Consider the following 25614-nt stretch of genomic DNA (forward strand, 5'->3'; position numbering starts at 1 on the left):
GCGCTCAGCCCAAGTGCGCGATTGAGGAGTAAGAGCGCAGGGTAAGCTCGGGTTTGTTCTCTCTGCCCGCGCCCGCGGTCGCGCCGATGACCCGTATCCTGTCGCCGACGCTCAGCTTGCCCACCTGCGAGCTCTGGACGCGCCACCCAACTAGGCGTATCTCGCCTGTGTCGTCTCCCAGAAGCGTCGATGACACCGGCACCATCTCGCCTGTCTTCGTGCTCACATCAGCGCTTTCGGGAGCCTGAAGCACTATTGCCTCGACTACCACCGGCGTTGGTTCGCTTGTTGCAACGATGTCCTTTATCTTGGTCTCGAATTTTTCGAGTTTGGGAAAAGACGGGTCATCGTCGATTACGCGGACGTACGAGTCTTCCTTTGAAAGCGTAATTGCGTTCCCGAATACCCTCGACGGAATGCACTCGACCATCATGCCCGGCGAAAGCGTGCCGGAAGGTGCAAGCGAGCTGTCCACCGTCAGCGTCAATGACCGCCCGCCCCTGTCTACTGCAAGGCACACGAAACGGCCTCTGCCGGTCTCCTCGCCCACCGATATTATGCGGAGCGGCATCACTTCGACATCTTCCTGCGAGCCGGCAAACTCTAATATTGTCCCCTCGTCGCCGTGCAGCTCAAAGTCGCCGTTGCCATACTGCGGGTTGCCCTGCTTTACCCGCACGCCGATGAGGCGCACCCTTGTCCCCGTCCTGAAAACCTTTGGTATCCGCGTCTCGTCGACGTTCCATATCACGGCCCTGAGCGTCCGGGTGCCTGCCTCGCTTGACACCTGCATCTGGAGCGACTTGCTGGGTTCACCACGCTGGTTCACGAATTCGCTTATGCGAGGGTTTGCATTAACGAACCCCGAGATAACGGCGCTGTCCTGGGTATCCTTCACGTCGTCTATTGTGATCGTCATAGAGTCGATGCCGGGGATGTCCTTTTCGTCCTGCAGCACCTCGAGCGCACTGTAGCTTCCCAGGTTGATTATGGGCTTGCCGTCAAGCCCCGCCCTGACGTACCCTTTGATTATCTTTACAAGGTCGCCGGCCTGAAGACCCATCTCGTCCGGAGCGCCGACCTGCTTATCCCAAAGTTTCACGCGCACCTTTGCGTCCTTGTCAAACACGACTATTGTGCGGGTGGAAGACTGCTCGTTGCTGTCTTTTTTGGTAAAGTTGTGGACGGGGTAGATGTTCATTATCCTGCCCGTAACGGTGATTTCCTTGGCGCCCACGTACAGGTCCTTCAATCCAGACTGCGGCTTTGGCGCGCTGTCAAAGGATATGCCAAGGTCCGCGGCTACAAGGAATAGCGCGCCCTGGTCGGTCAAATAGCCGGCTCCCACCTTGCGTTTTTTCTCGTCCACTAGGTCGCGGACCTGTTCGGCAGTAAGGTCGGGCTTTTTCTTCAGCAGCACGTTGACCATGTCCATAAAGCTGAGCGACAAGTGCAGTCCCCTAATCTCAATGAGAGAACTTGCTAATATATCTTGAGAGCGAATATTAGCCGGCTTTGACACCGTAACAAAGGTGGAGACTTGCATCATCGTTTCTGACCTGCACATGAACTACGGGCATGTGGCCGCAGTCGATGGCGTGTCGTTTGACGTGGACTACGGCAAGGTCTTTGGATTTCTGGGCCCAAACGGCGCCGGCAAGACTACGACCATCAAAGTATTGACGACGCTCGTGCATCCAACATCTGGCAACGTCAGCATATTTGGCAAGGACGTCGTAAAGAATGCAAGGGAGATAAAGAAGCGCATTGGAGTCGTCCTGCAGGAGCCGAGTTTTGAGGGCAACCTGACGGTAGAGAAGGCGCTTGACCTGTACGGCATAATGTGGGGAGTTGCAGGCGAGCGCAGGCGCGACAGGGCGCGGGAGCTTTTCGACAGGTTTGACCTTGCGGAACTTAGAAGTAAGAAGAACGACGAACTCTCGATAGGGCAGAGGAGGCGCGTGCAGGTCGCCCGAGAGTTCATGCACGACATGGATCTGCTATTCCTAGACGAGCCGACGGTAGGACTTGACCCTGCCGCAAGGAGGACCCTGCTTGATTACGTGAAAAAGCACGTGCACGGCGGCCTTACGGTGTTTTTCACGACGCATATCATGGAAGAGGTGGAATACCTGTGCGACGAGATGGCAATCATCAACAAGGGCAAGATAATGGCCATCGACACCCCGGCAGGGCTGAAGCAAAAGTACGGCGGCGTGAAAGCAGTCGAGATAAAGCTGCGTGGGGCAAAGGCGAAGTCAGTGATGGAAATAGTAAAGCCGCTTGCTGAAGGCTCTGCCATCGAAATCCCGGCAGAAGACACGATAAGGGTAAGCTCAGCGGAGGCCCAGGACATGCTGGTGAAGATGATACAGGCGCTTGCGAAAAACTCGGTCCAGATAGAGAGCGTGTCTGTCAACTCGCCCACCCTTGAGGAAGTTTTCCTGACGGTCGTTAACGGCGGAAGTTAGATCCTCATGCGCAAAAGCGAGAACGTCGCAAGCATGAAAGTCCCGGCCGTAAGGGCGGTTATCACCCCTACCTCGACGTTTGTAAAGAACGTTATCTGGTTGAATATGCCGGCGCGTGTAATGTCGACAATGTAAGTCAGCGGGTTTGCGTAAAACGCCGCGCCAAGGGGCCCCGGCACACCTTCTGCAGGGTAGAATGCAGAACTGACAAACGAAAAGAATAGGAATACGCTGTTCACGATGACGTTAAAGCCCTCGCTGCTCTTCAATCGTGTAGATATGATGACTGCGATGGAGCCAAAGAATATCGCGCCGACTATCAAGGCGTACAGAACGTAAAGCGAGCCTATTATCGTCGGCTGTGCATTGCCCACCAAGGTGGGCGAGCCGGCGAGCAGTATGAGGCCGGCGCTTGCAAGCCCCATCAGCATTACCGTGAGGATGTTGCCGATGATGTACTCCATTCTTGCGAAAGGCATCACGAGTATCTGCCTGAGCATGCCGTTCTTCTTGTCGTTCCAGATGATGCTCCCGGCGGCGGTGCTCGAGTTCATCATGTTAAAGCCTATCATGCCGGCTGCAAGGTACGCGGGATACGAAACTGCGGCAGTGCCTATCGTGACACCTCCCTCGCCTATCAGCGCCGAATACGCATAGCCGGCGACAAAGATGTAGATTATCGGGAAGACAATCTGCCATATCAGGAACACCTTGTCGATGGACGCTACAAGGTTCCTGTAAAGCAGCATCGTAACGGCGTTCAAGTACGCTGGCAGATGACCAGTTTTGGTATATTAACCATCATCGCACGTTAACCATCATCGCACGTGCACGATTTAAATAACTAGCAAGCGGCAAACTGTCATCATGATGGCAGAAGACATGGCCGAGAAAAAGTTGCGCGGCTCAGGCGGTTTTGCTATTGCGAGGGTTACAGACGACGAGCAAAAGATGGCTAACCTGGGCGGGCCTGAACTCTTCCTTGCCGGCATTGGCAGGCTCGACGAGGACAGGTTCACCAAGTATTTCTGCAACAGGTGCGAAAAAGAGTTCGAAGGGGCGCCTGGGCTCAAGTTCGAGAATCCGAACGAAGACCTGGGTGAGGGGGTTACTCTTGTCGAAAAGGGCGAATACAAGTGTAAGGCCTGCAGTGCGACGATAGCGCAGTACCGCAAGTTTGACGCGCCGGCGCAGGAGCAAAAGCAGGCTCCGGCAAAAGCCGAGCCCAGACCCGCAGCAGAAAAGCAGACAGACGCGCCCGCGGCAACTACTGACGACGGCTTTGTAGCAATTGATCAGTTGATTGGAATGGCTGCATACGACAGCGACGCGATGCTTGTAGGCAAGGTGCAAAAAGTGGGGTTGCATAGATCCGGCGGGAGCGCCCAGATATCGGTCAGGATAGCCTCCGACTCGGGCCACAAGGAAGTCGATTGGAACGGCATCTCCAAGATAGGCGACATCATACTCCTGAGTTCTACAGGCAAGACAGCAGCTGCCAGGTGCGCGTCCTGCGGCCACCAGAACGAAGCAGAGGCGCTGTTCTGCGAAGAATGCGGTAGCAAGCTGCACTAGTTCAGGATTATCCTGGCGTCGACCACCCTGGCGCCCTTGCCTTCTTCAAGCACAAGGAGCGGGTTGATGTCAAACTCCTTTATCTCCGGAAAGTCCACGACCAGTTGCGACAGGCGCTGCAGCGAGTCCGCTATCGCTTTCAGGTCGGACGGCTTTTCGCCCCTGACGCCTTTTAGCAGTTTTATGGTCTTTATCGACTCGACCATCTTGGCGGCTTCCCGCTCGTCTATGGGGGCTACGCGGAACACCACGTCCTTGAGAACTTCGACATAGATGCCCCCAAGCCCGAACATTATAACGGGCCCAAAGGTAGGGTCCTGGCTTGCGCCAAGTATCGTCTCTTTTGCGGACTTGACCATCTCTTGGACAAGCACGCCCTTTATCTTGGCGTCGGCCTTGTACTTTTTCGCGCTCTCTATTATTGCCCGAAACGCCGCTTTCAGTTCGTCATCGCCCTTTATCCCCACGCGCACGCCGCCGGCGTCAGATTTGTGGATGATGTCCGCCGATGCTATCTTCAGGACCACAGGATATCCGATTTCATTTGCCGCCTTGACGCACTCTTCCTCCGTTACGCCAAGAATGCTCTTTGGAGTGGGAAAGCCGTACGCCTTCAGGACTTCATAGCCCTCTTCTTCAAGCAGGTTGTTTCTGCCCTGCTTTTTCACTCCTTCAAATATCAACCTGACCTTTGCAGCGTCCTTTGAGAACTGGAGCGTTCCGGCCCTTGTCCTTGCGCCTTCAACCCACGCCTTGAACTCGTACATGGCCTTTAACGTCCTTATTGCAGGCTCTGAATAAAGGTAATAAGGCACGCCGCCTTCGGACATTATGGCTCTGTTCTCCACGCCTTCGGCAAGGCCCATGAGCGACGCAAGCAAGGTCTTGTTCGGGAACTGCGTAGACATTTTCACGAGCACGTGCGCAAGGTCGTCGTAGTTCAAAGTCGCCGACGGAGTGCACATCGTGACGACAGAGCCGACGGCAGGGTGCGCAAGCACCTGCACCAGGACCTGCTCGAACCTGTTAAAGTCGGCGTCGCCGACGATGTCCACGGGGTTTCTCGGCGAGCCGTATGCTGGTATCACCTTTGCTATCGAGTCGCGTATCGACGAGATGTCGGCCATCTTTAACCCGTACTTTGAGCAGGCATCAGTCGAGATGATGGCAGGCCCGCCGGCGTTTGACACTATCACCACGCCGCCTTCAGGCAGCGGCTGCTTTGAAAATGCTGTGGCAAGGTCAAAAAGCTCGCCCATAGTGTCCACCCTGATGACTCCGCACTGCGCAAACGCGGCCTCATAGTTTGCATCAGAGCCACCAAGTGCCCCCGTGTGCGAGGCCGCTGCCCTGGCCCCTTCTACACTCCTGCCCGCTTTCAAAACGATGACCGGCTTGCGCTTTTCCGTCGTTATGCGCTTTGCTACGTCCATGAAGCGCCGCGCGTTGCGAATGTCTTCAAGGTACATGACGATTACCCGCGTGTCATCGTCCTCGGCAAGGAGCTCGAGCACGTCGCTTTCGTCCATGTCCACCTTATTGCCCATGCTGATGACCTTCGAAAAGCCGATGTTCTGAGCTTCTGCATCCTCCACAGTGGCCGCACAGATGGCGCCGCTCTGAGATACGAGCGCGACGTTGCCGTACTTGGGCGTTATCTTTAGAAACGTCGAGTTCATGATGTTTTCTTTTGAAAAGCTCATGATGCCAAGGCAGTTTGGGCCGATGACCCTGATGCCGTATTTTTTGGAAATCTCGCCGACCTCCTTTTCCAGCCTGGCGCCTGCTTCGTCCACCTCCTTAAAGCCCGCAGATACGATGATAGCTCCCTTGATGCCCTTCTTGCCAACCTCTTCCATGACTGCTGGCGTGAACCTGCTTGGCGCGGCGACTACTGCGAGGTCGATGCTTTCCGGCACGTCAAGCACGCTCTTGAAAGCCTGAAGCCCGCCCACCGAGGGGTTTGACGGGGTGATGGGGAATATCTTGCCCTTGAAGTGCTTGGCGATGTTGCTGAAGATGGTCTTGCCTATGCCGGGCTTTTCAGAAGCCCCGATGACTGCTATGGACCTGGGCGAAAAGAAGATCGAGTTGGACATGAGAATGAAAAAAGCTTGGGTGTTTATAAATAGCTCATTGCCTGAGACAGGAGACTCGTTGCCGGTGCAACTGCGAGATGATCTATTATGCCCCGGACAGTTCAGTGAATGATACCAGAAGTGGTTGCATAATGGCTAAATAACATCATTGTGTAGTGCATCAGAGCCATGATCGAGCTCGCAATTTTTGCTGTACTGTTATTCTTGGTCGCGATGGTCGATATTCTGCCATTTGAAGGGTCAACACTCACTCTATTGATAATAGCGGCGATAGCTATCGTCGCGCTCGCTATCTTCCGATTCCTAATACCGCTCATAATAGCGGTCGTGATAGCTGTTGTGTTGATGATCCTGCTATTTGGCGGAATACCTGTTCCCTAACGCATCCTTCACAAAAGTACATCGGCTTGGGATGAATTCTTATTGGCCCGCGTGCAGACGTATGCTATGTCGGGCATACTTTTCCTCGTCGTGATACCGGCGGTGCTTGCGTTCATCTTTGCGGTGTTCGTGGCGTACTATGCGTTTGCCGACGTGGAGGAACGCCTTGATTATTACTACGGCTTCCCCGACCGTGTAAGGCTAGGCGTGCCCGGAGGTTGAAAGCAACCTTTATTTCCGCTAGCCAAAGTGTTACCGGCTGTTGATAGACTCCCTCGTCGACGCCGGAATGGATAACCTAGTATCAGACCTGCAGACATTGATCAGGCAGCCAAGCGTCTCTGCGAAGAAAACAGGGCTGGTCGAGTGCGCAAACCTGGTGGCCTCGATGATGCAGAGGTCCGGTATCAATTCAGGAGTTTTGTATCTTGACGACCAGAGCATACCACCAATCGTGTACGGCGAGGTGAGGTCAAAGGTAAACCCGAGCAGGACGCTTTTGTTTTACAACCACTATGACGTGCAGCCGGAAGACCCTGTCGAGCTGTGGGATGACGACCCGTTCTCCGGCAAGGTCGAAAACAACAAGGTCTATGGTCGGGGCTCAGCAGACGACAAGGGCGAGCTGATAACCAGGATAAAGGCAGTAGAGTATTGCCTGAAGGCGACAGGCGACGTGCCGTGCAACGTCAAGTTCATGGTCGAAGGCGAGGAGGAGATCGGGAGTATCCACGTCGAGCAGTACCTTGAAAAGTACAAAGAGAAGCTTGCGTGCGACGGCGTCATATGGGAGTTTGGCTACATCGACGCAAAGGAGAGGCCGGTGATATCCTTGGGGATGAAGGGCCTGCTCTACGTCGAATTATTGGCTGCTGGCCCTGTGAGGGACGCCCATTCGAGCCTTGCGGTCCTAATCGAAAACCCGGCGTGGCGCCTCGTCCAGGCGCTTGCCACGATGCGTGACAGTAAAGGCAGGGTGTTGATAAAGGATTGGTACAAGGAAGCCAGGCCGTTTGCAAAGCAGGAGCTTGCGGCTATTGCAAGGGAGCCCTTTGACGTGCAGGAGTTCAAGCAGGAGTACGGCGTCAAGAGGTTCGTGAACAACGCCACTGGAACCGACGTGAAGAAGGCCCTTGTAGGCATGCCTACTTGCAATATCGCCGGCTTTGACTCTGGCTACATCGGCGAAGGCGCAAAGACTGTGCTGCCAGCAAAGGCGAGGGTCAAGATAGACTTTCGCCTGGTCCCGGGCATGGTGCCAGAAAAACAACTGGCGCGCCTGAAAAAACACCTGAAAGACAGGGGCTTTTCTGACATTGAGGTGAAATTCATCCATGGTGAGGAGGCCGCAAGGACGCCGCTTTCGGACCCGTTCGTAAAAGTAGTCGAGGAAGCGGCAAAAGAATCCTTCGGCAACTATGTTTTGAGCGTGTCTGCGGCAGGCACGGGCCCCATGTACTCTTTTGTCAAGGTGCTGCAGGCGCCTTGCATCTCCATCGGCAGCACGTACCTGTTTGCCAGGATTCATTCGCCAAACGAGTTTGCCCGCATTGAATTCCTGAACAGGTGCACCAAGTGCATGGCAAGAATACTAGAGAAGTTTGCTGCATAGGCCACTTACCTACACTAGATTAATAACGGATGACCGCAAATATCGGCCATTGAAACGCGGCTATTACATCCTGATAGCGGGTGCCGTGATTTTTGCACTAGGCATCGCGCTTACATTAGTTTGGGCACTTCCCATAGCTGAGCAGCTACAGAGGGACACCAGGATCCTTCAAGGTTTTCCGCTTGTGACCGGCCAGTCGACCACTATTCAGTTTGAAGTCACCGACACGGCAAAGCCGCTGTCAATTGTCATTTCAGCAGGTAACCCCATCGCCATGAGCGCGGTGTTAGTCGACCCGGACGGCAGGGAGATCATGAATAGAGAGTTCAATGAGACATTTGCCGAGGGCGCCAGGCCCGCCGCCACCGGCACCTATGAGCTTACCATAACAAACGAGAGCAGCACTGACACGACGGTCGACGTCGTGTTTGGCCACATACCAGGTGTGGGCGAGGACACGGTTGACGTAGGCGCATTTAGTGGCGTAATCACCGGCGCGTCAATAATCATAATAGGCGTTATGGCTATGGTCGGGGGCATAGTCGTAACAGTGCTAGACAGGCACAAAAAATAGCTACGTGTCAAGCCCGAGCACGCCGGCGTTGCCCCAGTTTTCCTTTGAAACTTCGTAGATGAGTATCCTGACGGCGTCCTCCTTTGTCACAAGTATGCGCGCAGATTCCCTTGTCAGGACCTTCACCAGCTCGCGTTTTTGTTCGACTGTCCTGCCCTGGCTCATCGTCACCTGTATGACTGGCATGCACTGTTATGCAAAAGGCAGGTATTTCAGGCAAGCTCTTTCATTTTTTCCTCGGCTGGCACGGCTGTTGCCCACACCGTCTCAAAGATATCCTGTTGGTGCGACACGACTTCTGGAACGTTGCTGTAGACAAGTTTCTCAAGTGAACCCTGCCCACGGATGCCGGCCACAAACTCGCCTTCGCTCACCGCGAAACTGCCCCGCACGCCGCCAAGGTGGCGCAGCTCGGCATACTGCATCAGCTCTTTGCAGTGCCGCATGTTGCCGGTGGTTATCTCCGTGATATGCCGTATCTTGACGCCACGCTTTTTCGCGTCGGCGTAGCCCTTCTTTACGGCGTCGCTCATCGAAAACGCGGGAATGGACGAGTCAACGCAGGCGCACCAGCTGTTCCTTATGTTTGACTGGAATATCGCTATCTTGGCGGTTATTCCGTCGCCGGAAATGATCAGGGTCTCGGTCACAAGTGCGCGACGGCTATTTCCGATGTAAACCTACCGATCAGCTGCTGAAAATGCCCTCTCAATATAAAATACTATATAGGGTTCCTGCATTATCATAACCGATGGCAGGCATACTCGTAGGAGAACTAATGAGGCAGGCACCACAAGTCGAAGTGGGCACAATAATTGGCATCGTCTTCACCGTGATAATCCTCGGCATCGTCGGGCTTGTCGTGTACAGGCGCATCTCGGAGGCAAGGGGTTACAAGAGGCCGTCGTTTGGCCGCAGCAGGGTGACCCCCGAGGGCGAGCCGCTCGAAAGCCCGGGATCTTTTGGTGGGCCCGGCGGCGTGATACCTAGGCGAATTACGCGCATCATTATACCGGCGATCATCGGGTTCATAGTGCTCGTCGTTGTCGTCACGTCGAGCATCAAGTTAGTGGAGGCAGGATACAGGGGCGTGCTCTTGGAATTTGGCGCTGTAGACACAAACGTGTCTCTTAGAGAAGGGCTGCACTTTGTCACGCCGTTCAAAGACAACGTGATACAGATGGAGGTTAGGACGCAAAAAACCATTGAAAACGCGGCATCGGCGTCCAAGGACCTGCAGGACGTATCAACGCAGGTGGCGCTCAACTACCACATCAATCCCGACGCGGCGCAGATATTGTACCAGCAGCTTGGCTTTGGCTATTCCGAAAGAGTAATCAGCCCTGCAATACAGGAATCGGTCAAGCAGGTGACTGCAAGGTTCAACGCGGAAGAGCTCATCACGAGAAGGGAGACGGTCAAGACCGAGATAGAAGAACAGATCAAGGCGAGGTTGGCAGTCTACAACGTCGTGTCCGAGGCTGTATCTATAACCGAGTTCAAGTTCTCGGATCAGTTCACCAGGGCAGTAGAATCTAAGGTGGAGGCCGAGCAGAGGGCGCTTCAGGCGACGAACGATCTTCGCAGGATAGAGATTGAAGCGCAGCAGGCAGAGGCAGAGGCCATAGGCCAGCAAAAGGCCAACATCGCAAGGGCTGAAGGCCTAAGGCAGGCAAACATACTGGAGGCAGAGGGCGAGGCCCAGGCGATACAGATAATCGACCAGCGGCTCAGGGATAGCCCAAGCTACCTAGAGTGGCTCAAGGCCCAGAAGTGGGACGGCAGGCTACCGCTCGTGGTTGGAGAGGGAGGAACGCCGTTCATCTCCATACCGACAGAAGATCGGCAGGAACAGTAATCCTCCTTTCTCTTTTTTTGGAAAGGTGAAGGGGTTGGGATTCGAACCCATTACCGCCTGCGTGTAAGAAGAAGTCTAAAATCACGATTGATTCATTCTTGTAAAATCTGCCAATTTTTACGGCTAGAGCGATTCAGCGAATACTACTAGTACGTTGTCTTGTTTGTTAAACCGAGCGTATCTGTTTATGGTACCGCAGTTTCCACATTTGTAACACGGCCACCTACGCATACCACCCTTCTCGTTAAATAACTGAATTTGACTATCTGTGGTGATTGTGAACTTGACGCTGCACTTTTCACATTGACCTTCGTATTCGGTCATTGACTCATTCTCTCAGAAGTACTAAATGAGGCTAACGGGCAAAAAGGTGAAATGAAGTTGGTACCATTATGCTCCCCCATGTCGGCAAAGCCGCCCACACAACCCACGTGATTAAATTAGTAAATCGTATGGCCCCATGCTTCGCTTGTCATCTTGATAAATATGTTTGAGTGCATACATACACGCTCTTAGACACACTGGCAACCGTGGCACGATCCCTCTCTGCAAGAATCGAGCGTCAAAACACCCTGATAAGTTTCAAATTACGTACAGAATCCACGTTCAGGTTGGCCTAGGTGTTTCTTATAGGCAATACATATGAGCAGAGATGTCTTATGCCGTGTTGCAGCGCCTTAGCCCACTGTACAATGTCTAGATAGGTAAAGCAAGAAAGTAGGTTATGCAAATTTATAGACAAGTACCGCCTTATTGCGTGCATAAGTTGGGCAACTCTAAAGCGATAAAAATTGATTTTTACATACCAACAAGAACCAAAAGCGGCGAAGACATAGACCCCAAGAGGGTTGACAAGATTATAGATCAGATTTGGCCCAAGTACCAAGGCGCTACAAAAGTGAGGGGCACTGGCTATTTCCGTTCAAAGTCAGGCGAAGATGAAATTACAGATAGTTATGTGCTGTCAATAATTACAGAACATGATAAAACAACCAATCTTCACTTACAGCATTTTAAACAAAAGATAAGAGAAGAATTGCATCAAGAGGCGGTGCTAATAACTTGGCATTATGTAGAAGAAGTTTGCTGAATTAGCGGCCGTAGCTTTTCGCCCGCCGTGCATAATTTCGTAGGTTGTAAATTGCAGGTCAGCTATAACACTTATTTATCATGAACTTGTAATTCTCAATGTGTCGTCTAAAAAGGCCAACAAATCTAAAGAGAATGACATTCTACGCAAATACTATAACGAATTTGACGATGACACGGTAGAATCATTGAAGCGGTACTACAACGTCGAAGATTCAGCCAACACCGATTTAATGAACTACATTAAAAGACGTCGCGCGACGTCACCGGCAGATTAATGATAATTGCATTTGAAAGTATCCCGCTTGTCATGACATTAAGAAGCGGCTACGGCCTCAATTGAACATGAGCAATGCATATGCTATTTAATTATACAACATCTGTGCTTATGCGCTATGCGGTATTTCGACGTGCATAAAGTCATTCGAAGCCATAACCTTGCGCGCGGGGTCTTTTACCCACAAGCGGGCACGAGTTAAGCTATTCTTCAGACCGTATTTGTGCAATGAGTATTTGCTATTGAAAATATCATACAGAAACGTTTTTGCATCATCTCATCGGCTATTCGGTGCATCTCGCTCTTGTGCAGCTTTAGGTCTTTCAAAGAGCCAAAAAGGCGCCCACAAATACCACAGCTACATGATCTACCAGCCATGAACTAAACCTCGGCACAATTCAGTCAAAGGGCAGTGTTGCAAATTATGTCAATTCAGAGCAGTATATTGTGTAAAAAAACATTATGATGTAGTAAAGACATACTATAATGTATCAATACCCGGCGCGCCGCTAGCGGTCGATGCGAACTACAGAATCTTTAATAGCATTATCTAAGCAGTTCTGCACGAACTTTGACAAACATTGACAATTTCTGTGCTCGCATGTTAACCCTAGACAAGGGCATAAGGTTTGTTGGCGTAGCAAACAAAGAAGCCAAGATGATTGGTAGTGCCTACCGAGAGGGCTTGAGACCATTATTGAACCCTAGTGAGACTGAAATGTCAATTTTGCAGTCTATAATTAGAATGGGCACTCGCGAAACACTCGAAAAAAAGCTGGGTGAAACTGTCTATGCGTTTGCGATGTACAAGAAAGTCAAGAGGGTGGCGGTACCACTAAGAAGGTCGTCTAAAATTACTCACATTCTCATGGCGTCTTTTGACATAAACGTAGACCACGAGCCGATTATTCTTACGAAGATATTGCCAGAATTAGAACAGCTTGCTATGTAGTATAAGGCAACAGTGCTTGATTGCAGGGAACTTTGTTAAGGCAAAGTTTCTCGCATCACTGTGCCTTGCTCATGTTCAAAGATTGGTGCAGCTCGCCTTTCTGACAAAGGCGGTATTTACCTGATAGCGCGCAGAGGCGGACATGCTTGCTACAGGTAACAGGTGCAGATTAATTGGCTGGCCGTGTTATGGAGCGTAAGCCACGCATATGGTATTTAATTACAGAACGCATATGAAATAAGTGGGCGGCGGGTGATTTGAACACCCGACCACCGCTGTGTAAGAGCGGTATCATAACCGAGCTAGACCAGCCGCCCGATGATTGCAAATTCGTATGGCCTTATAAATTGCAAACGATAGCAGCTCTTTACTACGTATGTGCCGGCAAATAATGGTTGGGCAAGGCTCGTAACCATACAAGCTTTATTGACCGCATGCGTTTTAGTAATACGATGTTAGCCGCTCTTGATACAAACACAGCGCATGCTGCAGACATACAAACCGTACACGAGACGGATGCGAAACGTACACAGAACGCATGCAAAAAAAGCAATGACGAGCGAAGCTGAGCACAAAAAAACATGACCACCTGCGTGCAAGACAGGTATCCTACCAGTCTAGACAACCCCTCCGGCGATTGCCGGACAGTTCGGCTGGACGGTATCAATAGTATTTGTGAATCTGAAATTAGGATTATATACGGCGGACGAAAATCATGCTTGAGATGTTTTCCAGCTCGACTGGGAAGGGTTCCCTGCGCGCGGTTTTTGCATTCGTATTTTTTGCAACAATGATGCTGGCTATCCCGGCGCTTCCGGGCGCGTCTGCCCACGGAGGCCACCAGCCACCTGCTGCAGACTTTGGTGGCAAAAAGGCCAGCATATTTTTGAGCGTCAACCCGCCCGTGGTGACAAGCGCAAACGAGCCGGTGTTCATCAGCGCGAGGTTCTTTGACGAAAACACCAACGAGAATTTCAAAGAAGTAACGTACAGGATCTTTTTCAAGAAGGACGGCCAGGAGATACCCATCCAGACTGAAGGCGGCGACGCCTTTGGGGGTCAGGGTCTGTTCTACGACCCGGAAGGCGACCTCATGATAAAAATAATGCCCAAGGATACCGCGGTTGCAACTGCAAAGGGTATATCTGAGATCCAGTACGGCGGCATTTGGAACTACGGGCAGCCGGTAGTTGTCGAGGGTCCTATATTCAACAAGCCGGGGCTCTACAACCTGTTTGTGGAAATACACACCGTGGGGACGACAAGGACGCAGGTCGAGCCAATAATCTCATACGACGTGTGGGTGACTCCCGGCAGGGAAGAGACATTATTCGTGACAGACACGATGCAGGAAATAATAGTGCGCAACTATTACGGCGCAATCGACTCGTCAAGCTACGACGAGTCCACAAAGACCATACACTTTTCCATGCCATTTGACTGGCGGTCCGATTTAGCAAGCAGGATAGGCATGCTGCACACCGAAGTGTTCATACCAAAAGAGCTGTCCGACTTTGACCGCGAATCACTAAAGGGTACCGTCAACGGCTTTGGCGTCCCCGTGTTCGTGGACAACTATGGAGAGGAAGAAACAGTAGTCCATTTCACGATATCAAGAAAGAACCTTGAAGACCTTGCGGGAAAGATAAGGGCAGAGAACAGGTCGCCCGGCGAGGCGATGTTCGCGCTGAGCCCGCCCGACCCGGAAGGCGAGATAGGCGTGATGCAGTTTGAAGCAGAATCTGCCAGCTACTCTGTCAGCCTCACGATACCTGAATCGATATTCCCCGAGCAGCCGGCGCCATTTGGCGTCAGGATAAGCGACAGACAGGGCAACCCCATGTCTGCTGCAACCTATGAACTAGTCATAGAGGATAGCAACGGCAGCGTGTTGTTAAGGAGCGGCGGCGCGACGACGCCGGAGGGCCTGTCGTCGCAGGACGTGACCTTTGATGCGCAGGGCTCGTTTACAGTCAGAGTGGAAAAGATAAACTCTTCCAACGAGTCGGTCCAGTCGAGCATACAGGTGGTGCCCGAGTTCCCGGTCGCAGCCCTTGCCGCGTCGCTTGGCATCGCCGGCGCAGTAGCTTACGGCAGGTTCCGTGGGCTGTTCAGCAGGGCCTAGGCAAAGCGTATTAGTTGCGCCTTTGAAAAGGACGTATGAAACGCCGGGAACTATCAAAGCAGGAGCTTGAAAAGGCGCTGTCTGACCTCGAGGGCTGGGCCGTCGCAGGCGGCAAGTTGAGCAGGACTTTTGAATTTGGCGACTTTGCCGAGGCGTTTGCCTTTATGACCCGCGTAGCGATAGAGGCAGAAAAGGCTGGGCATCACCCAGAGTGGTCAAACGTCTATAACCGCGTGAGCATCAGCTTGGTGACGCACGACCTTGGAAACAAGATAAGCACGTTTGACGCCGCCCTTGCGGGAAAGATAAGCGAGATCTACGGCAAATAGGTTGCACGTGCGCCAGCCTGCGGCTCTTGCAGGCAGGGCAGGGCACGACCTGACGAATTTCGTGGTGATAATGGAGGCGCACCAGAAGCACGAGTCGCAGATAATGAAGTGCTTGGCCCTCCCCCGGGCAGCCGTGAGTTGCGGCTCGGCTGCCATGCCTTCCTCTTGCGGCCGGCGCTTTTTAGGTTCGCTGTACAGGTGCAAGTAAGTATCTCTTACTCCGCGTGTTGATTGAGGCCCCATCTTGAGCGGATGCGCTCCTCAAGCTTGTAAAATATCACCCTGTCCACCACCATGCCTATCACAAATATCACTATCATAGTCGCCATTATCCAGTCCATCCGCAGAAATTCCCTTCCCACGCTCAGTATGTGCCCGAGGCCTACAAGCGAAATTAGGATCTCGGCGCCCACAAGCGCGTGCCAGGCAAACGACCAGGCCTGCCGCAGGCCGATTATCAGAGTAGGTGTCGCCGCCGGTATCATCACGTGGCGGAAGAGCATGGACCCGCTTGCGCCCATGTTGCGCGCGGCGCGCATGTATATCGGCGGTATGTTGCGTATGCCACTGTACGTCGACATCATCACCGAGAACACCGAGCTTATCACCATGACAAACAGGATGCCAAAGTCGTTAAAGCCGATGAGCAGGATTGTAAACGGCACCCAGGCTATGCTTGGAAACGACTGTAGGCCCACTGAGAACGAGCTCATGGTCTTGCCAAAATCCTTGAAGCGCACCATCGCAAGGCCAACCGCGCCGCCGAGTGCAACTGCTATTGCAAAGCCGACCGCAAGCCTGCTCATCGTGACTGCAACGCCTATCCCAAGCGAGCCTTCGGCGCTAAGGTCGGCAAACGAGCGGGCCACCGCTATGGGTGACGGGAGCGACTGCTCCGGAAAGACACCGGCAAGATAGACTACCTGCCACGCCGCGCCAAACGCCGCCAAAAAGAGCGCGATGCTTGCGACGTCCTCTAGGGTGCTTCCGCTTTTCCCCCGCGTCTGTACAAGTGGCTTTAGCATCATGCCTGTGGATTACGACACTTGGGCTGTGCACGCAATATAACTGACGCCATATGCGCAATTGGCGGGCGTTAGGCGATCTTTTGGCACATTTCACTCCCTCAGCTGTCCGCGTGTGGCATCGTCAAGGTAGCTTGAATCAAACATGCCGGAAAGGTCCGGCTCCCGGGCAAGCAACCCGAGCTCATACGCGTCCTGCGCCGACTGCTCTACCGTCTCCTTGAGCGGGTCGTAGGTGAACTCCATGCGCCCAAGCGCCGCCCTCAGGTCACCCTCGTTAAACCCCGAGCCAAGCAGCTCTTCAATCTCGCTGTTGAAAACAGTCACTGCCTCGTCGCTGTTGTCGTTTATCCACGCAGTCATCTCGACATGCACCTGGAGGAGTTTCTGGACCGTTTCGACGTTGGCCTCGAGGTAGTCGGTCCGGCACACGACTAACGAGCTGGAGAACTTGCCGTCCGGCCACAGGTCCCGCTCGTCCAGGAAAATGCGCGCATCTGACTCCCGCACGAGCCTTTCGCCCCACGGCTCGGGCACCCACGCGCCGTCCAACTCGCCCTTGGATATCAGCACTGCGATGTCGGCAGGCTTTGCCGGGAGTATCTCGGGGCTGCCGCCGGTTATCCTGACGTCGTAGCCACGCTCTTGCAGATAGTGCCTCAGCGCCACGTCTTGGGTGTTTCCAAGCTGCGGCGAGGCAAGCCTCTTGCCTGCGAAGTCTGAGTCGGAATTTATGCCTGCTCCGTTTCTTACTACGAATACCGCGCCGCCGCTTGACGCCCCGGCAACGACCCGGAGCGAGCCTTCGGACTGCAAAAAGCCGTTGATAGCCGGGTTTGGTCCCACGTAGGTGCAGTCTACCCTGTCGGCAAAGAGCGCCTCGATTGCGGAGGGGCCGGCGTTAAATATCTGCCTCTCAAGTCTTATCTGCCCGAGCGCCGCCTGGTAGTCCCCGTTCCCGTAGCCGATGACTGCCTGCGCGTGGTTGATGTTAGGAAAGTAGCCAAGCCTGAGCGTGTCGGATTCCGAGCCGCCCACGTCCCGGGAAAAGAGGTGACCGTCGCCAAGCGCGGCCGACGTGCCTATTACAAACGCGACAAGGGACGCCGCTATGCCCAGCTTGACCCTAAAGTCCATTTTTTATTCTGGGCCGGGGGCGCAATATAATTGACGGCATAGGTGCAGGGAAGGCGGCAACAACCTAGAAATATACGCAAATCCTGCATATATCATATCTATGCTGGACGGCCTTGCAAGGAACAGAATAGACGCAAAAAAGCCTCGCAAGGAGGGCCTTACGTGCACGATAGACAAGTTCCAGGGCGTCGACAGCGAGAACTTGAAGGTAATTGCCCCGTTCATCGACGTTGTCAAGGTGTATGGGGCGCTGCCGATGCTCGTATCCGACGAAGCGCTAAGGAGAAAGATAAAGTTCTACCACGATCTTGGCATTAGAGTCTCGACAGGGAGCACGATAACCGAGTTTGCGATTGCCGAGAGCTCGCTTGAGAGGTTTGCAAAAGAGGCCGCTGAGGCCGGCTTTGATGTGGTCGAGATAGGCGAGAGCGGCATTAGCCTATCAATGGCGCAAAAGAAAAAGGTGACACAAGTCGTCGAAGCCGCGGGATTGGAATCCCAGTGGAAGGTGGGCAAGAAGGACCCCCGCCACCAGCTGGACCTCGACGACACGCTGCACAAGGTGGACGAGGCGGTGAAACTGGGCTCCAAGAAGGTCGTTATCGAGGCAAACGAGGGGTACAACGTCGGGATATACGACGAGAAGGGGCTGGTTAAGTGGAGCTTTGTCGGCGCCATGACAAACGAGCACCCGCCAAGCACGTTCATTTTCGAGGCGCCGCTTGAATCCCAGCAATCCGCGCTCATGGCCGAGTTTGGCCAGCGCGTAAACCTTGCAGAAGTACAGCCCGACGCCATTACGTCGGTAGAGTCCCAGCGACGGGGATTTCTGGCAAAGTCGGCTTTTGGCGTCTCGTACGTGCGCAAAGATCCGGAAGGCGGGCCGGCGTCCAAGTTCATCTACTACATAATCAAGACCAAGCATCCCGTAGAGCAGGGCGAGTTGATGGGCCTGAGCCACCTGCCGAGGAGGACAGTCCAGGCGGCAGTCGAGGACCTGAAGAGGCAGGGATTGATAGTCGAGCGCAACAGCCTCGAGGACGCGAGGAAAAAGGTGTATCAGCCGGTCCACTCAGATTGGCTTTAACCTGTACGCTAGGATCGCGGCAATTGTCTTGGCGTCTGTTATCTCGCCTGAAAAACACTTTTTGACTGCAGCATCCAGCCTGACTTTTTTAACGGCGATGTCCTCGTCATCATCCATCTCGCGCCTGCTCGGTATCCTGTGCAGGTTCTTTGCGACAAACAGGTGCATGAGCTCCGTGTCGTAGCCGGGCGCAAGGTACCACTTCAGAAACGGCTTCAGCGTGCCCGAATACCCTATCTCCTCGTCCATCTCCCTTTTTGCCGCGGCAACCGGAGTCTCGCCCTCCTCTATCTTGCCTGCCGGTATTTCCAAAAGCGCCCTGTCTGCAGCCCGCCTGTACTGGCTCACCAGAAATATGCGGTCGTCTTCGACAGCTATTATGCCGACTGACGGCCTGTGCTCGACTATCTCCTTGTCCACTGTCCTGCCGTTTATCGAGAACCTTTCAAGGCGCATCGAGACCTCACCGTCGTACACCTTTCTGCTCTCAATCAGTTTTACCCGCAACGCCGCTGTACATGAGGCGCGGGTTAATTATCGATTCGCTAGTTTTATATCCGATCTGGCACTATTTTTTCCCGTGGAGTTTGTCGATGGCGACGGCAACATCGTCGTCCCAAGGGCAGTCAGGCCGATAATAGATATGGGCGAGACGGCGCTTGGAAGCAAAAAGGGTGCCAAGAGGCAGTACCGCTATGGAAACCTCCACATACGCGATTACGATAGCCATTACACAGTCCACGTGGACAAGGTGGACCCGAGGAAAAATCCACTGGGCCACCTGCTTGTCGACGCGCCAGAATATCTGGTGGGTGCGGCAGCTGTCGCTCTGGTGGGTCGGCACGTCGGGAAAACAGTATACAAGAAGCGCAAGCAGGATGGCAAGACCGGCAAAGATGCAGCAATTGACGCCATCATTGCAGGCTGCCTTGCAGGGTCCACCGCAGGCGAGATCTTCTTTGGGGCAGTAAATGCTGCAAAAAATGGAGGTTGATTGAATTTGTCGGCGCCCCGGTTTGGCGAGCAGGCCCAAAGCGTTGCAGAAGAAGCCCCAGTTTACCCAAGCCCGTCAAGGCTGCATGTCGCCAAGGTTATGCTCAGGCTATTGCCTGTGGTGCTAGCGCTTCGGCGCGACAGGCGCGAGTGGGTAAGAAAAGAAGGCAGGGGCGTCGACGAGGACAAGTACCGTCGCCACGCAGAGCGCGCATTAAAGACCTTCATCTCGCTCGGGCCCTCGTACATAAAGCTTGGCCAGTGGCTCTCTTCCAGGGCGGACCTGCTTCCCGAGCCATACCTGGAGGTCCTTGCAAGGCTGCAGGACGACGTTCCCCCTGCGCCCTTTTCCAAGGTCAAGCCCACCATCGAAAAAGAGATCGGCAAGATTGATGAAGCGTTCGAAGAGTTCAACGAAGAGCCGCTTTCCGGGGCAAGCCTAGGGCAGGTGTACCTTGCCCGGCACCAGGGCAGGCAGATCATAGTCAAGGTGGGCAGACCCAACATCGAGCGCGTCATGGCAGACGACATTTACGTCCTGAAAAAGATAATGCCGGTCGCAACCCGCTTTATCGACCCGAACCTGCGCTTTTCTGCGGAAGGGATGCTTGCCCAGTTTGCCGAGACGATACGCGAGGAGATGGACTACAGGATCGAGGCAGAGAACCTGATAACTATAAAGCGCAACCTGGCCAGCGACCCTTCAGTCATAATCCCCGACGTGATAGCGGAGAGGACGTCAAGACACGTCCTGACTATGGAGTACGTGCCTGGAATCAAGATAACCGATGTGCAGGCACTTGACGCAAGAGGTATCGACAGATCGATGCTCGTAATGCGCGCTCACCGGTTGTTCTTCAAGATGCTCCTGCGCCACAGCATATTCCACGCCGACCCCCACCCGGGCAACATCTCTGTCGAAGACAGCGAGGACGCAAGGCTGATACTGTACGACTTTGGGATGGTAGGGAGGCTGGACAACGAGACGAGGCTAAAGCTCATACGGCTTTACCTTGCACTGTTGGATAAGGACCCCGCCCGCACGGTAAACGTACTCATAGAACTTGGGACGCTCGAGCCTGCTGTCAACCGCTACGTCGTGGAAAAGGGCATCGACCTTTCAATCCAGTCGATGTTTGGCAAGCAGGTCGACAGGATGGAGGTAAAGGCACTGATGGAACTGGCGAACAAGACCATGAGCCGCTTTCCGTTCAGGCTGCCAAAGAACCTTGCGCTGTACATGCGCATGGCATCATTGCTGGAAGGGATCTACCAGCACCACAAGGTCAGCTTCCAGTTCGTCAGGGTGCTAGCAAACCTGCTCGAGGAAGAGGGCCTCATCCGCGACGCCTACATTGAGGAAGTGAAGGCATCGGCAAAGAGGATAGCAAAGGGCATAGAGGCGTCAGTCGACGTGGCGCCGATGGTCAAGTCGTTTTTCGAGAACCAGCAGGCGTTCCGGCAGGAAAGGAAAAGCCCAATGCTTGCGGCGAGCATATTTGCATCCGCGCTATTTGTCGGCTCTGCGCTGATGCTCCCACATAATTCCCTCTTTTCGTACGCCGGCTTTGCAGCAGCCGCTGTAGCAATAGCCGTCGGCGCGGCAAGAAGGTAGTTACGATATGGGTATGTTGGTTGCACCAGAAGGCATCGGTATCCTGAGCGTAACGACGCCGTCCACGTAGGTGGCCTTGCCGAGTACCTTCTCGTCTTCCTTGACGCGCAGCGGCAACACGACCTTCTTCTCTATCTTTTGCGGCCTGTGCCTCTGGTAGACGGTGCCTGCTGCCTCGGGAGCGTCCCTCTTGGCGCTTACAGCAAGTATGTTGCCTTTAATCTGCAGGTTGATGTTCTTCTTTGCAAATCCCGGCAAATCGATGGTCACGATAAGCTCACTGTCCTCTGCCACCATGTCTATTGCAGGCATCGCAAACTCGTAGAACTCCCTTGACTTGTTGTCAAGCTCGCGCGCAAGCTCCCGGACCATATACCTTCCTATGCCCATGGCGTAAATCCGTGCACTCGGTATAAATCCTTTATTTGCAACAAAGTAAAAATAATCCAATAGGGTAGCGGATGTACATGTACTCCGGCTCGTACGACATGCCCAAGTGCAACGCGTGCGGTAGGGACGTCCATCCTGGCGAGATGTCAGAGAGTTTTTCGTGCCCCAAGTGCAAGAACGCCCGGATCTGGCGCTGCGAGGGCTGTAAGGGGAGGTCCAAGGAATACAAGTGCCCTGCATGCGGCCACAGGGGCAAGTGACTAGGTCAGGACCTTGAAAAAGTTCCTTACCAGGTCTTTTTCTTCATCCGCAAAAGATATGAACGCCTCTACAAGCTCCTTTTCAACCGCTATCTGCTTGGAGATGACAGACCTGAGCTTTTTCGTTTCAAGGGGTGCTATGTTGTTTATCTCGCCCGTACTGTAGGCGTAGATGTATTCGTTTATCATCTTTGCAACAAACGAAGGTGCTCGGTCTATCATCAAAAGCAGGCCTTCCTTCATGGCACGGCACTGGGTGTCGGACGAAGGAAGCGACGAGACGTAGGACTTGAACAGCTGCATCCGCTTGTCGCCAAGCTCCTCTATCGACGACGCCACCAAAAGTCCGGTGTCAGTCAATTCGTAGAATGGGACTCCCTCTAGCTGGAGCGCCTTTGGGCCGCGCCTCAAAGGGAGCCGGCCGCCCTCCTTGACCACACCCGCAGGTATGAGGACTTCGTCAAGGTCGCGGAAGATCCCCGAGTATATGTTCTGCCACAGTATGCCGTGCTGCTCCGCGATTGCGTGCGCGATGGACGTCCTGGTGCGGAGCTCGGGGCTCTGTTCGGTCGCAAGGTGCGCTATTATCCCCCGCTGCCTCTTGGCCTCGCCGGTGAACTTGTTCCGGCGCGTCTTGAAGGTGTCAAATATCGCGATGTTCGACTTGTCATCCTTCATAAAAGCTTCCCCCCAAGCACGTTCACCTCTTTATAAAGCAGATAATATTTTAATTTGTTGGTTTTATGGATTAAATTCTCAACCAGTACGCCGTGCAAAATCTCACTAACCTCCTCTTGTGTCAATTATTCAACAGCTTTTTATTGATGCATGCGTTGACCTTCGACGGTGGCAAAAGGCAAAGTAATAGTCCTTGAAGGCACGGATAAGGCAGGCAAGACTACCCAGTCAAGGATGGTCCAGGAGGCGCTCAAGGCGCTCGGCAAGATATGCGTGGTTATCGACTTTCCCGATTACACGACGCCCATCGGCATGGAGATACGGGCGTTCCTTGACGGCAGACGAGACTACCCTGCCGAGGCCAAGCACCTGCTCTTTTCCGCAAACAGGTGGGAAAAGAAGAAGGAGATAGAGAGTATGGTGGAAAATGGCACCATCGTCATCATGAACAGGTACTGGCAGTCAAACCTGGTATACGGCGTGTCAAACGGTATGGACGCCGTGTGGCTCCAGCGTCTTGACAAGGGCCTGCCAAAGGAGGACGTGGTGATAGTGCTTCTCGTCAACCCGGCCACCTCGAGAAAGAGGGTAGAAGTGCCCGACGCCTTTGAGACCGACGAAAAACTCGCCATAGCTGCGTACAAGAACTACATCAAATACGCAAAGGCCTTCAAGTGGAAGGTCATTGACGGCTCTAGGAGCAAGGAGCAGGTCCACCAAGAAATCCTGAAGCTTGTCAGGAAAGTAGTGAAAGTTTAATTCGACCCCTCCCTTCTGCATCTTACTCTTGGATTTTGAAGGTGAAATAACCGACCCCATCCACCGCTCCATCCGGTTTTCAGGGGCCGAAAGGGACATCATCGACAGCCCGGTGTTCCAGCGGCTGCGCCGGATCCGCCAGCTTGCAGGCGCGCACCTAGTCTACCCAAGCGCTCAGCACTCTAGGTTCGAGCACTCGCTTGGGGCCATGCACATAGCAGGCCTTGCAGGCGAGAGCCTGCTTGCCAAGGGCTACATCGACAACGCAGAAGTCGTCCAGGAATTGCGTTTGGCAGCGCTTTTGCACGACATTGGCCACGGGCCTTTTTCGCATCTGTTTGAAGAAGTGCTTGAAACAAAGACGAGCACGAGCCACGAAGAAATAGGCAGGCGCATCATTGCAAAGAGCGAGCTGGCCGACGCGCTTGCAAAGAACGGCTACAGCCCGGACCACATCGCAAGGCTCTCGTTCGGGCAGTCAAAGACCGGCTTTTTGAACGAGATAATATCGGGCGGGCATTCGGCGGACATCATGGACTATCTCCCCCGCGACGCGTATTTCACCGGGGCAGAATACGGCAAGGTGGACTATTATAGGCTGGTAAGCTCCTTTGAAGTCGCAAAGGGCAAGCTTGCCATCGACAGGTCTGCGCTCAACTCTCTGGAGTCGATGCTCATATCCAGGTACGAGATGTTCAAGGCCGTTTACTTCCACAAGACGGTCAGGTCTGCAGAGGTCATGCTTTTGCAGTCCATGATAGCCGGCGACGATGCACTCGGGCTTGCCGACACGTCGCTTGAAAACTACCTTTCGCTGACTGACGAGGCGACGCTTGAAAGGCTTTGCTCGCTGCAAGGAATAGCAGGCATGCTGGCCTGCGACTACCGCGACAGGCGGCTTTTGAAGTGTGTGTACGAAAAGTTCCTGCACAAGCGCGACCGGAATAAGCGTATGGACCGAAAGGCGCTGTCGAAAATGGAAGACGAGATAGCTCACCTTGCCGGCGTTGACAGGTCGCTGGTTTTTGCAGATGCGTCCAGGGCGTCGTCGATGCCCCTCACTCCAAGCAAGGAGGAGATGAGTTTTGTGCTCGTAGCCGACAAGAGCGGCGTGCAGGAGGTGCCAGTGTCGGAAATCCCGCTGGTCGACTCGATATCGGGGTTCTTTGACATGCTCAGAGTATACACGACGGTTGAAAACCGGTACAAGGTGGAGCGATCTGTTAAAAAGGTGCTGGGGGAAAAGGAGACACTGGGAATGGGGGCGGGAAGGCTTGGCCGATAAGGAGTGTGTCGTCATCAAATTAAGTGGCAGGGTGTTTTCCGGCGACACGGGCTCTGAGATAAAGAAATATGCAAAGATGCTTGCTGAGATATCTTCCAGAGTGCAGCCAGTCGTCGTCGCAGGCGGCGGCAGGATGGCGCGCCACTACATCAGGATTGCTAGGGGCTTTGGGCTTGATGAGGCGTCGCTTGACATCATTGGCATACATGTATCGAGGCTCAACGCAGGGCTTTTGGTGGCGGCACTTGGCAAAAAGGCCCACCCCGCAATTCCGGAGGACCTCGAGCAGGTCACTCAAGCGGCGGCCACCGGCAGGATAGTGGTGACAGGCGGCCTGCACCCTGGACAGAGCACTAATGCGACTGCCGCGCTCATAGCCGAGAAGGTTGGCGCTATCAGGTTTGTGAATGCGACCGACATCGACGGCATCTACGACTCTGACCCGAGATCGAACAAGAAGGCCAGGATGTTCAAAGACATAACAGTCAAAAAGTGCCGCGCGCTTCTTGGCGGCGAGAACTCGATGGCAGGAGGCTACGACCTGATGGACATTGTCGCGCTCAAGGTGATAGAGCGCTCAAAAATCCCGACGGTGGTCATAATGTCAGAACCGTCAAAAATCAAGGACGCGGTGCTGAAAAACAAGGCTTTCGGAACCAGGATAGTAGCCTAAGAGACGGTCTTTATCTCGCCCGTGTACTCGGGCATCCCGTCGGCGAGCATCTTCTTGAATATCTCCTCTCCTTGCTGCAGGGCCATCGGTTTTGACTGGGCCTTGGCGTACCCCTGACTGTCGCAGACAAAGAGCATCGCCTCGTCGCCCCGGGTCATCTTGCCAGCAAGCTCCTCCTCGCCTACCGGCTCAAAGCTGTCCCCCGACTGCTTTATCGTGTAGGTGAGCATGGCAAAGCCTGCGTAGTCGAACAGTCGCATCTGCGCCTTTTGCGCGCGTTGCTTGCCAAGGTGCGCGGCCTTGTGGTACTGCAACAAAAGCTGTGACAACTTGGATGAGTATAAGCATTTGCGCAGGCAATCGACAGATT

30 protein-coding genes and 1 tRNA gene are annotated in these 25614 nt (G+C 53.8%); 19 read left to right on the forward strand and 12 right to left on the reverse strand.

The annotated features are described in order from the left end of the window. Positions 1–4 precede the first annotated feature (4 nt). Entirely contained in the window at positions 5–1450 is a 1446-nt protein-coding gene (locus VGA14_RS08910; RefSeq protein ID WP_331003406.1) for a hypothetical protein, read from the reverse strand. 82 nt (positions 1451–1532) lie between these two features. On the opposite strand from VGA14_RS08910, the gene VGA14_RS08915 reads away from it, so the two are divergent. After that, complete coding sequence (locus VGA14_RS08915; RefSeq protein WP_331003407.1) at positions 1533–2471, forward strand: ABC transporter ATP-binding protein; 939 nt, start codon at positions 1533–1535, stop codon at positions 2469–2471. Here the strand turns inward: VGA14_RS08915 and VGA14_RS08920 are convergent. Beyond that, positions 2468–3235 (reverse strand): ABC transporter permease, encoded by a 768-nt coding sequence (locus VGA14_RS08920; RefSeq protein ID WP_331003408.1) that lies wholly within the window; start codon positions 3233–3235, stop codon positions 2468–2470. The two genes, VGA14_RS08915 and VGA14_RS08920, sit on opposite strands and share 4 nt — an antisense overlap. 103 nt (positions 3236–3338) lie before the next feature. Between VGA14_RS08920 and VGA14_RS08925 the strand changes: the two genes are divergently transcribed. Then, a complete protein-coding gene (locus VGA14_RS08925) occupies positions 3339–4046 on the forward strand; it encodes a zinc-ribbon domain-containing protein (RefSeq protein WP_331003409.1) in 708 nt (235 codons plus the stop codon). Here VGA14_RS08925 and VGA14_RS08930 read toward each other — a convergent pair. Then, positions 4043–6145: an acetate--CoA ligase family protein gene (locus VGA14_RS08930; RefSeq protein WP_331003410.1), complete on the reverse strand. Its 2103-nt coding sequence runs from the start codon at positions 6143–6145 to the stop codon at positions 4043–4045. The genes VGA14_RS08925 and VGA14_RS08930 overlap by 4 nt on opposite strands. Positions 6146–6313: 168 nt before the next feature. Here VGA14_RS08930 and VGA14_RS08935 point away from each other — a divergent pair, with 168 nt between their 5' ends. The 4 genes from VGA14_RS08935 (at position 6314) to VGA14_RS08950 (ending at position 8712) form a co-directional block, all read left to right on the forward strand. Then, positions 6314–6526 carry a hypothetical protein gene (locus VGA14_RS08935; protein ID WP_331003411.1) on the forward strand — a complete coding sequence of 71 codons (213 nt, stop codon included), beginning with the start codon at positions 6314–6316 and terminating at the stop codon, positions 6524–6526. Positions 6527–6592: 66 nt separating this feature from the next. Beyond that, on the forward strand, positions 6593–6748 hold the full coding sequence (locus VGA14_RS08940; RefSeq protein ID WP_331003412.1) for a hypothetical protein: 156 nt from the start codon (positions 6593–6595) through the stop codon (positions 6746–6748). A 67-nt stretch (positions 6749–6815) separates the two neighbouring features. Further along, entirely contained in the window at positions 6816–8138 is a 1323-nt protein-coding gene (locus tag VGA14_RS08945; RefSeq protein ID WP_349257163.1) for a M20/M25/M40 family metallo-hydrolase, read from the forward strand. 49 nt (positions 8139–8187) lie between these two features. Continuing rightward, positions 8188–8712 carry a hypothetical protein gene (locus VGA14_RS08950; RefSeq protein WP_331003414.1) on the forward strand — a complete coding sequence of 175 codons (525 nt, stop codon included), beginning with the start codon at positions 8188–8190 and terminating at the stop codon, positions 8710–8712. Here VGA14_RS08950 and VGA14_RS08955 read toward each other — a convergent pair whose 3' ends face one another. Beyond that, positions 8713–8898: a tautomerase family protein gene (locus VGA14_RS08955; RefSeq protein WP_331003415.1), complete on the reverse strand. Its 186-nt coding sequence runs from the start codon at positions 8896–8898 to the stop codon at positions 8713–8715. Positions 8899–8924: 26 nt separating this feature from the next. Next, entirely contained in the window at positions 8925–9362 is a 438-nt protein-coding gene (locus tag VGA14_RS08960) for a hypothetical protein (protein WP_331003416.1), read from the reverse strand. A gap of 101 nt (positions 9363–9463) precedes the next feature. Between VGA14_RS08960 and VGA14_RS08965 the strand changes: the two genes are divergently transcribed. The 3 genes from VGA14_RS08965 to VGA14_RS08975 all read left to right on the forward strand — a co-directional run bounded on the left by VGA14_RS08965 (position 9464) and on the right by VGA14_RS08975 (position 12888). After that, positions 9464–10570: a prohibitin family protein gene (locus VGA14_RS08965; RefSeq protein ID WP_331003417.1), complete on the forward strand. Its 1107-nt coding sequence runs from the start codon at positions 9464–9466 to the stop codon at positions 10568–10570. A 766-nt stretch (positions 10571–11336) separates the two neighbouring features. Next, on the forward strand, positions 11337–11660 hold the full coding sequence (locus VGA14_RS08970; protein ID WP_331003418.1) for a DUF3574 domain-containing protein: 324 nt from the start codon (positions 11337–11339) through the stop codon (positions 11658–11660). 847 nt (positions 11661–12507) lie between these two features. Next, a complete protein-coding gene (locus VGA14_RS08975; protein ID WP_331003419.1) occupies positions 12508–12888 on the forward strand; it encodes a hypothetical protein in 381 nt (126 codons plus the stop codon). 242 nt (positions 12889–13130) lie between these two features. Here the strand turns inward: VGA14_RS08975 and VGA14_RS08980 are convergent. After that, positions 13131–13205, reverse strand: a tRNA-Val gene (locus tag VGA14_RS08980). A gap of 398 nt (positions 13206–13603) precedes the next feature. Here VGA14_RS08980 and VGA14_RS08985 point away from each other — a divergent pair. The 3 genes from VGA14_RS08985 to VGA14_RS08995 are packed head-to-tail and all read left to right on the forward strand — an operon-like array spanning position 13604 to position 15550. Beyond that, complete coding sequence (locus tag VGA14_RS08985) at positions 13604–15013, forward strand: hypothetical protein (protein WP_331003420.1); 1410 nt, start codon at positions 13604–13606, stop codon at positions 15011–15013. 35 nt (positions 15014–15048) lie between these two features. Then, positions 15049–15342 (forward strand): 4a-hydroxytetrahydrobiopterin dehydratase, encoded by a 294-nt coding sequence (locus VGA14_RS08990; protein WP_331003421.1) that lies wholly within the window; start codon positions 15049–15051, stop codon positions 15340–15342. Between the two features lie 7 nt (positions 15343–15349). Next, positions 15350–15550, forward strand: a complete 201-nt coding sequence (locus tag VGA14_RS08995) for a hypothetical protein (RefSeq protein WP_331003422.1) — start codon at positions 15350–15352, stop codon at positions 15548–15550. Positions 15551–15557: 7 nt separating this feature from the next. Here the strand turns inward: VGA14_RS08995 and VGA14_RS09000 are convergent, their stop codons facing one another. After that, the gene (locus tag VGA14_RS09000) at positions 15558–16370 is read right to left on the reverse strand and encodes an ABC transporter permease (RefSeq protein ID WP_331003423.1); all 813 of its coding nucleotides are present in this window, start codon (positions 16368–16370) and stop codon (positions 15558–15560) included. A 90-nt stretch (positions 16371–16460) separates the two neighbouring features. Continuing rightward, complete coding sequence (locus VGA14_RS09005) at positions 16461–17504, reverse strand: ABC transporter substrate-binding protein (RefSeq protein WP_331003424.1); 1044 nt, start codon at positions 17502–17504, stop codon at positions 16461–16463. 100 nt (positions 17505–17604) lie between these two features. On the opposite strand from VGA14_RS09005, the gene VGA14_RS09010 reads away from it, so the two are divergent. Next, the gene (locus VGA14_RS09010) at positions 17605–18591 is read left to right on the forward strand and encodes a phosphosulfolactate synthase (RefSeq protein WP_331003425.1); all 987 of its coding nucleotides are present in this window, start codon (positions 17605–17607) and stop codon (positions 18589–18591) included. On the opposite strand, the gene VGA14_RS09015 is transcribed toward VGA14_RS09010, so the two are convergent. Beyond that, complete coding sequence (locus tag VGA14_RS09015) at positions 18577–19098, reverse strand: NUDIX hydrolase (protein WP_331003426.1); 522 nt, start codon at positions 19096–19098, stop codon at positions 18577–18579. The two genes, VGA14_RS09010 and VGA14_RS09015, sit on opposite strands and share 15 nt — an antisense overlap. 73 nt (positions 19099–19171) lie before the next feature. On the opposite strand from VGA14_RS09015, the gene VGA14_RS09020 reads away from it, so the two are divergent. Together VGA14_RS09020 and VGA14_RS09025 are read left to right on the forward strand one after the other, a co-directional pair. Continuing rightward, positions 19172–19585, forward strand: coding sequence for a hypothetical protein (locus VGA14_RS09020; protein WP_331003427.1), 414 nt, complete (start codon positions 19172–19174; stop codon positions 19583–19585). A gap of 6 nt (positions 19586–19591) precedes the next feature. After that, a complete protein-coding gene (locus VGA14_RS09025; protein WP_331003428.1) occupies positions 19592–21199 on the forward strand; it encodes an AarF/ABC1/UbiB kinase family protein in 1608 nt (535 codons plus the stop codon). Here the strand turns inward: VGA14_RS09025 and hsp14 are convergent, their stop codons facing one another. Continuing rightward, positions 21200–21589 carry an archaeal heat shock protein Hsp14 gene (gene hsp14, locus VGA14_RS09030; protein WP_331003429.1) on the reverse strand — a complete coding sequence of 130 codons (390 nt, stop codon included), beginning with the start codon at positions 21587–21589 and terminating at the stop codon, positions 21200–21202. It abuts the gene before it with no gap. Positions 21590–21666: 77 nt separating this feature from the next. Between hsp14 and VGA14_RS09035 the strand changes: the two genes are divergently transcribed. Next, positions 21667–21849: a zinc finger domain-containing protein gene (locus tag VGA14_RS09035; protein WP_331003430.1), complete on the forward strand. Its 183-nt coding sequence runs from the start codon at positions 21667–21669 to the stop codon at positions 21847–21849. Here the strand turns inward: VGA14_RS09035 and VGA14_RS09040 are convergent, their stop codons facing one another. Then, positions 21850–22527 carry a hypothetical protein gene (locus VGA14_RS09040; RefSeq protein ID WP_331003431.1) on the reverse strand — a complete coding sequence of 226 codons (678 nt, stop codon included), beginning with the start codon at positions 22525–22527 and terminating at the stop codon, positions 21850–21852. A 168-nt stretch (positions 22528–22695) separates the two neighbouring features. On the opposite strand from VGA14_RS09040, the gene tmk reads away from it, so the two are divergent. The 3 genes from tmk to pyrH are packed head-to-tail and all read left to right on the forward strand — an operon-like array spanning position 22696 to position 25244. Further along, a complete protein-coding gene (gene tmk / locus VGA14_RS09045; RefSeq protein WP_331003432.1) occupies positions 22696–23286 on the forward strand; it encodes a dTMP kinase in 591 nt (196 codons plus the stop codon). A gap of 28 nt (positions 23287–23314) precedes the next feature. Next, positions 23315–24571 carry an HD domain-containing protein gene (locus VGA14_RS09050; protein ID WP_331003433.1) on the forward strand — a complete coding sequence of 419 codons (1257 nt, stop codon included), beginning with the start codon at positions 23315–23317 and terminating at the stop codon, positions 24569–24571. After that, positions 24561–25244 (forward strand): UMP kinase, encoded by a 684-nt coding sequence (gene pyrH, locus VGA14_RS09055; RefSeq protein ID WP_331003434.1) that lies wholly within the window; start codon positions 24561–24563, stop codon positions 25242–25244. The genes VGA14_RS09050 and pyrH overlap by 11 nt, the downstream gene beginning before the upstream one ends. On the opposite strand, the gene VGA14_RS09060 is transcribed toward pyrH, so the two are convergent. Further along, the gene (locus tag VGA14_RS09060) at positions 25241–25558 is read right to left on the reverse strand and encodes a hypothetical protein (protein WP_331003435.1); all 318 of its coding nucleotides are present in this window, start codon (positions 25556–25558) and stop codon (positions 25241–25243) included. The genes pyrH and VGA14_RS09060 overlap by 4 nt on opposite strands. Positions 25559–25614 lie beyond the last annotated feature (56 nt).

The organism is Nitrososphaera sp. (assembly GCF_036397675.1).
Lineage (GTDB): Archaea > Thermoproteota > Nitrososphaeria > Nitrososphaerales > Nitrososphaeraceae > Nitrososphaera.

Coding starts and splice junctions, on each gene's coding strand:
- VGA14_RS08930 (WP_331003410.1), bottom strand. CDS start 6,145: ATGTCCAACTCGATCTTCTTTTCGCCCAGGTCCATAGCAGTCATCGGG.
- VGA14_RS08990 (WP_331003421.1), top strand. CDS start 15,049: ATGAAACGCCGGGAACTATCAAAGCAGGAGCTTGAAAAGGCGCTGTCT.
- VGA14_RS08955 (WP_331003415.1), bottom strand. CDS start 8,898: ATGCCAGTCATACAGGTGACGATGAGCCAGGGCAGGACAGTCGAACAA.
- VGA14_RS08985 (WP_331003420.1), top strand. CDS start 13,604: ATGCTTGAGATGTTTTCCAGCTCGACTGGGAAGGGTTCCCTGCGCGCG.
- VGA14_RS08925 (WP_331003409.1), top strand. CDS start 3,339: ATGATGGCAGAAGACATGGCCGAGAAAAAGTTGCGCGGCTCAGGCGGT.
- hsp14 (WP_331003429.1), bottom strand. CDS start 21,589: ATGGGCATAGGAAGGTATATGGTCCGGGAGCTTGCGCGCGAGCTTGAC.
- VGA14_RS09005 (WP_331003424.1), bottom strand. CDS start 17,504: ATGGACTTTAGGGTCAAGCTGGGCATAGCGGCGTCCCTTGTCGCGTTT.
- VGA14_RS09000 (WP_331003423.1), bottom strand. CDS start 16,370: ATGATGCTAAAGCCACTTGTACAGACGCGGGGGAAAAGCGGAAGCACC.
- VGA14_RS08940 (WP_331003412.1), top strand. CDS start 6,593: ATGTCGGGCATACTTTTCCTCGTCGTGATACCGGCGGTGCTTGCGTTC.
- VGA14_RS08965 (WP_331003417.1), top strand. CDS start 9,464: ATGGCAGGCATACTCGTAGGAGAACTAATGAGGCAGGCACCACAAGTC.
- VGA14_RS09035 (WP_331003430.1), top strand. CDS start 21,667: ATGTACTCCGGCTCGTACGACATGCCCAAGTGCAACGCGTGCGGTAGG.
- VGA14_RS09040 (WP_331003431.1), bottom strand. CDS start 22,527: ATGAAGGATGACAAGTCGAACATCGCGATATTTGACACCTTCAAGACG.
- VGA14_RS08945 (WP_349257163.1), top strand. CDS start 6,816: ATGGATAACCTAGTATCAGACCTGCAGACATTGATCAGGCAGCCAAGC.
- VGA14_RS09010 (WP_331003425.1), top strand. CDS start 17,605: ATGCTGGACGGCCTTGCAAGGAACAGAATAGACGCAAAAAAGCCTCGC.
- VGA14_RS08935 (WP_331003411.1), top strand. CDS start 6,314: ATGATCGAGCTCGCAATTTTTGCTGTACTGTTATTCTTGGTCGCGATG.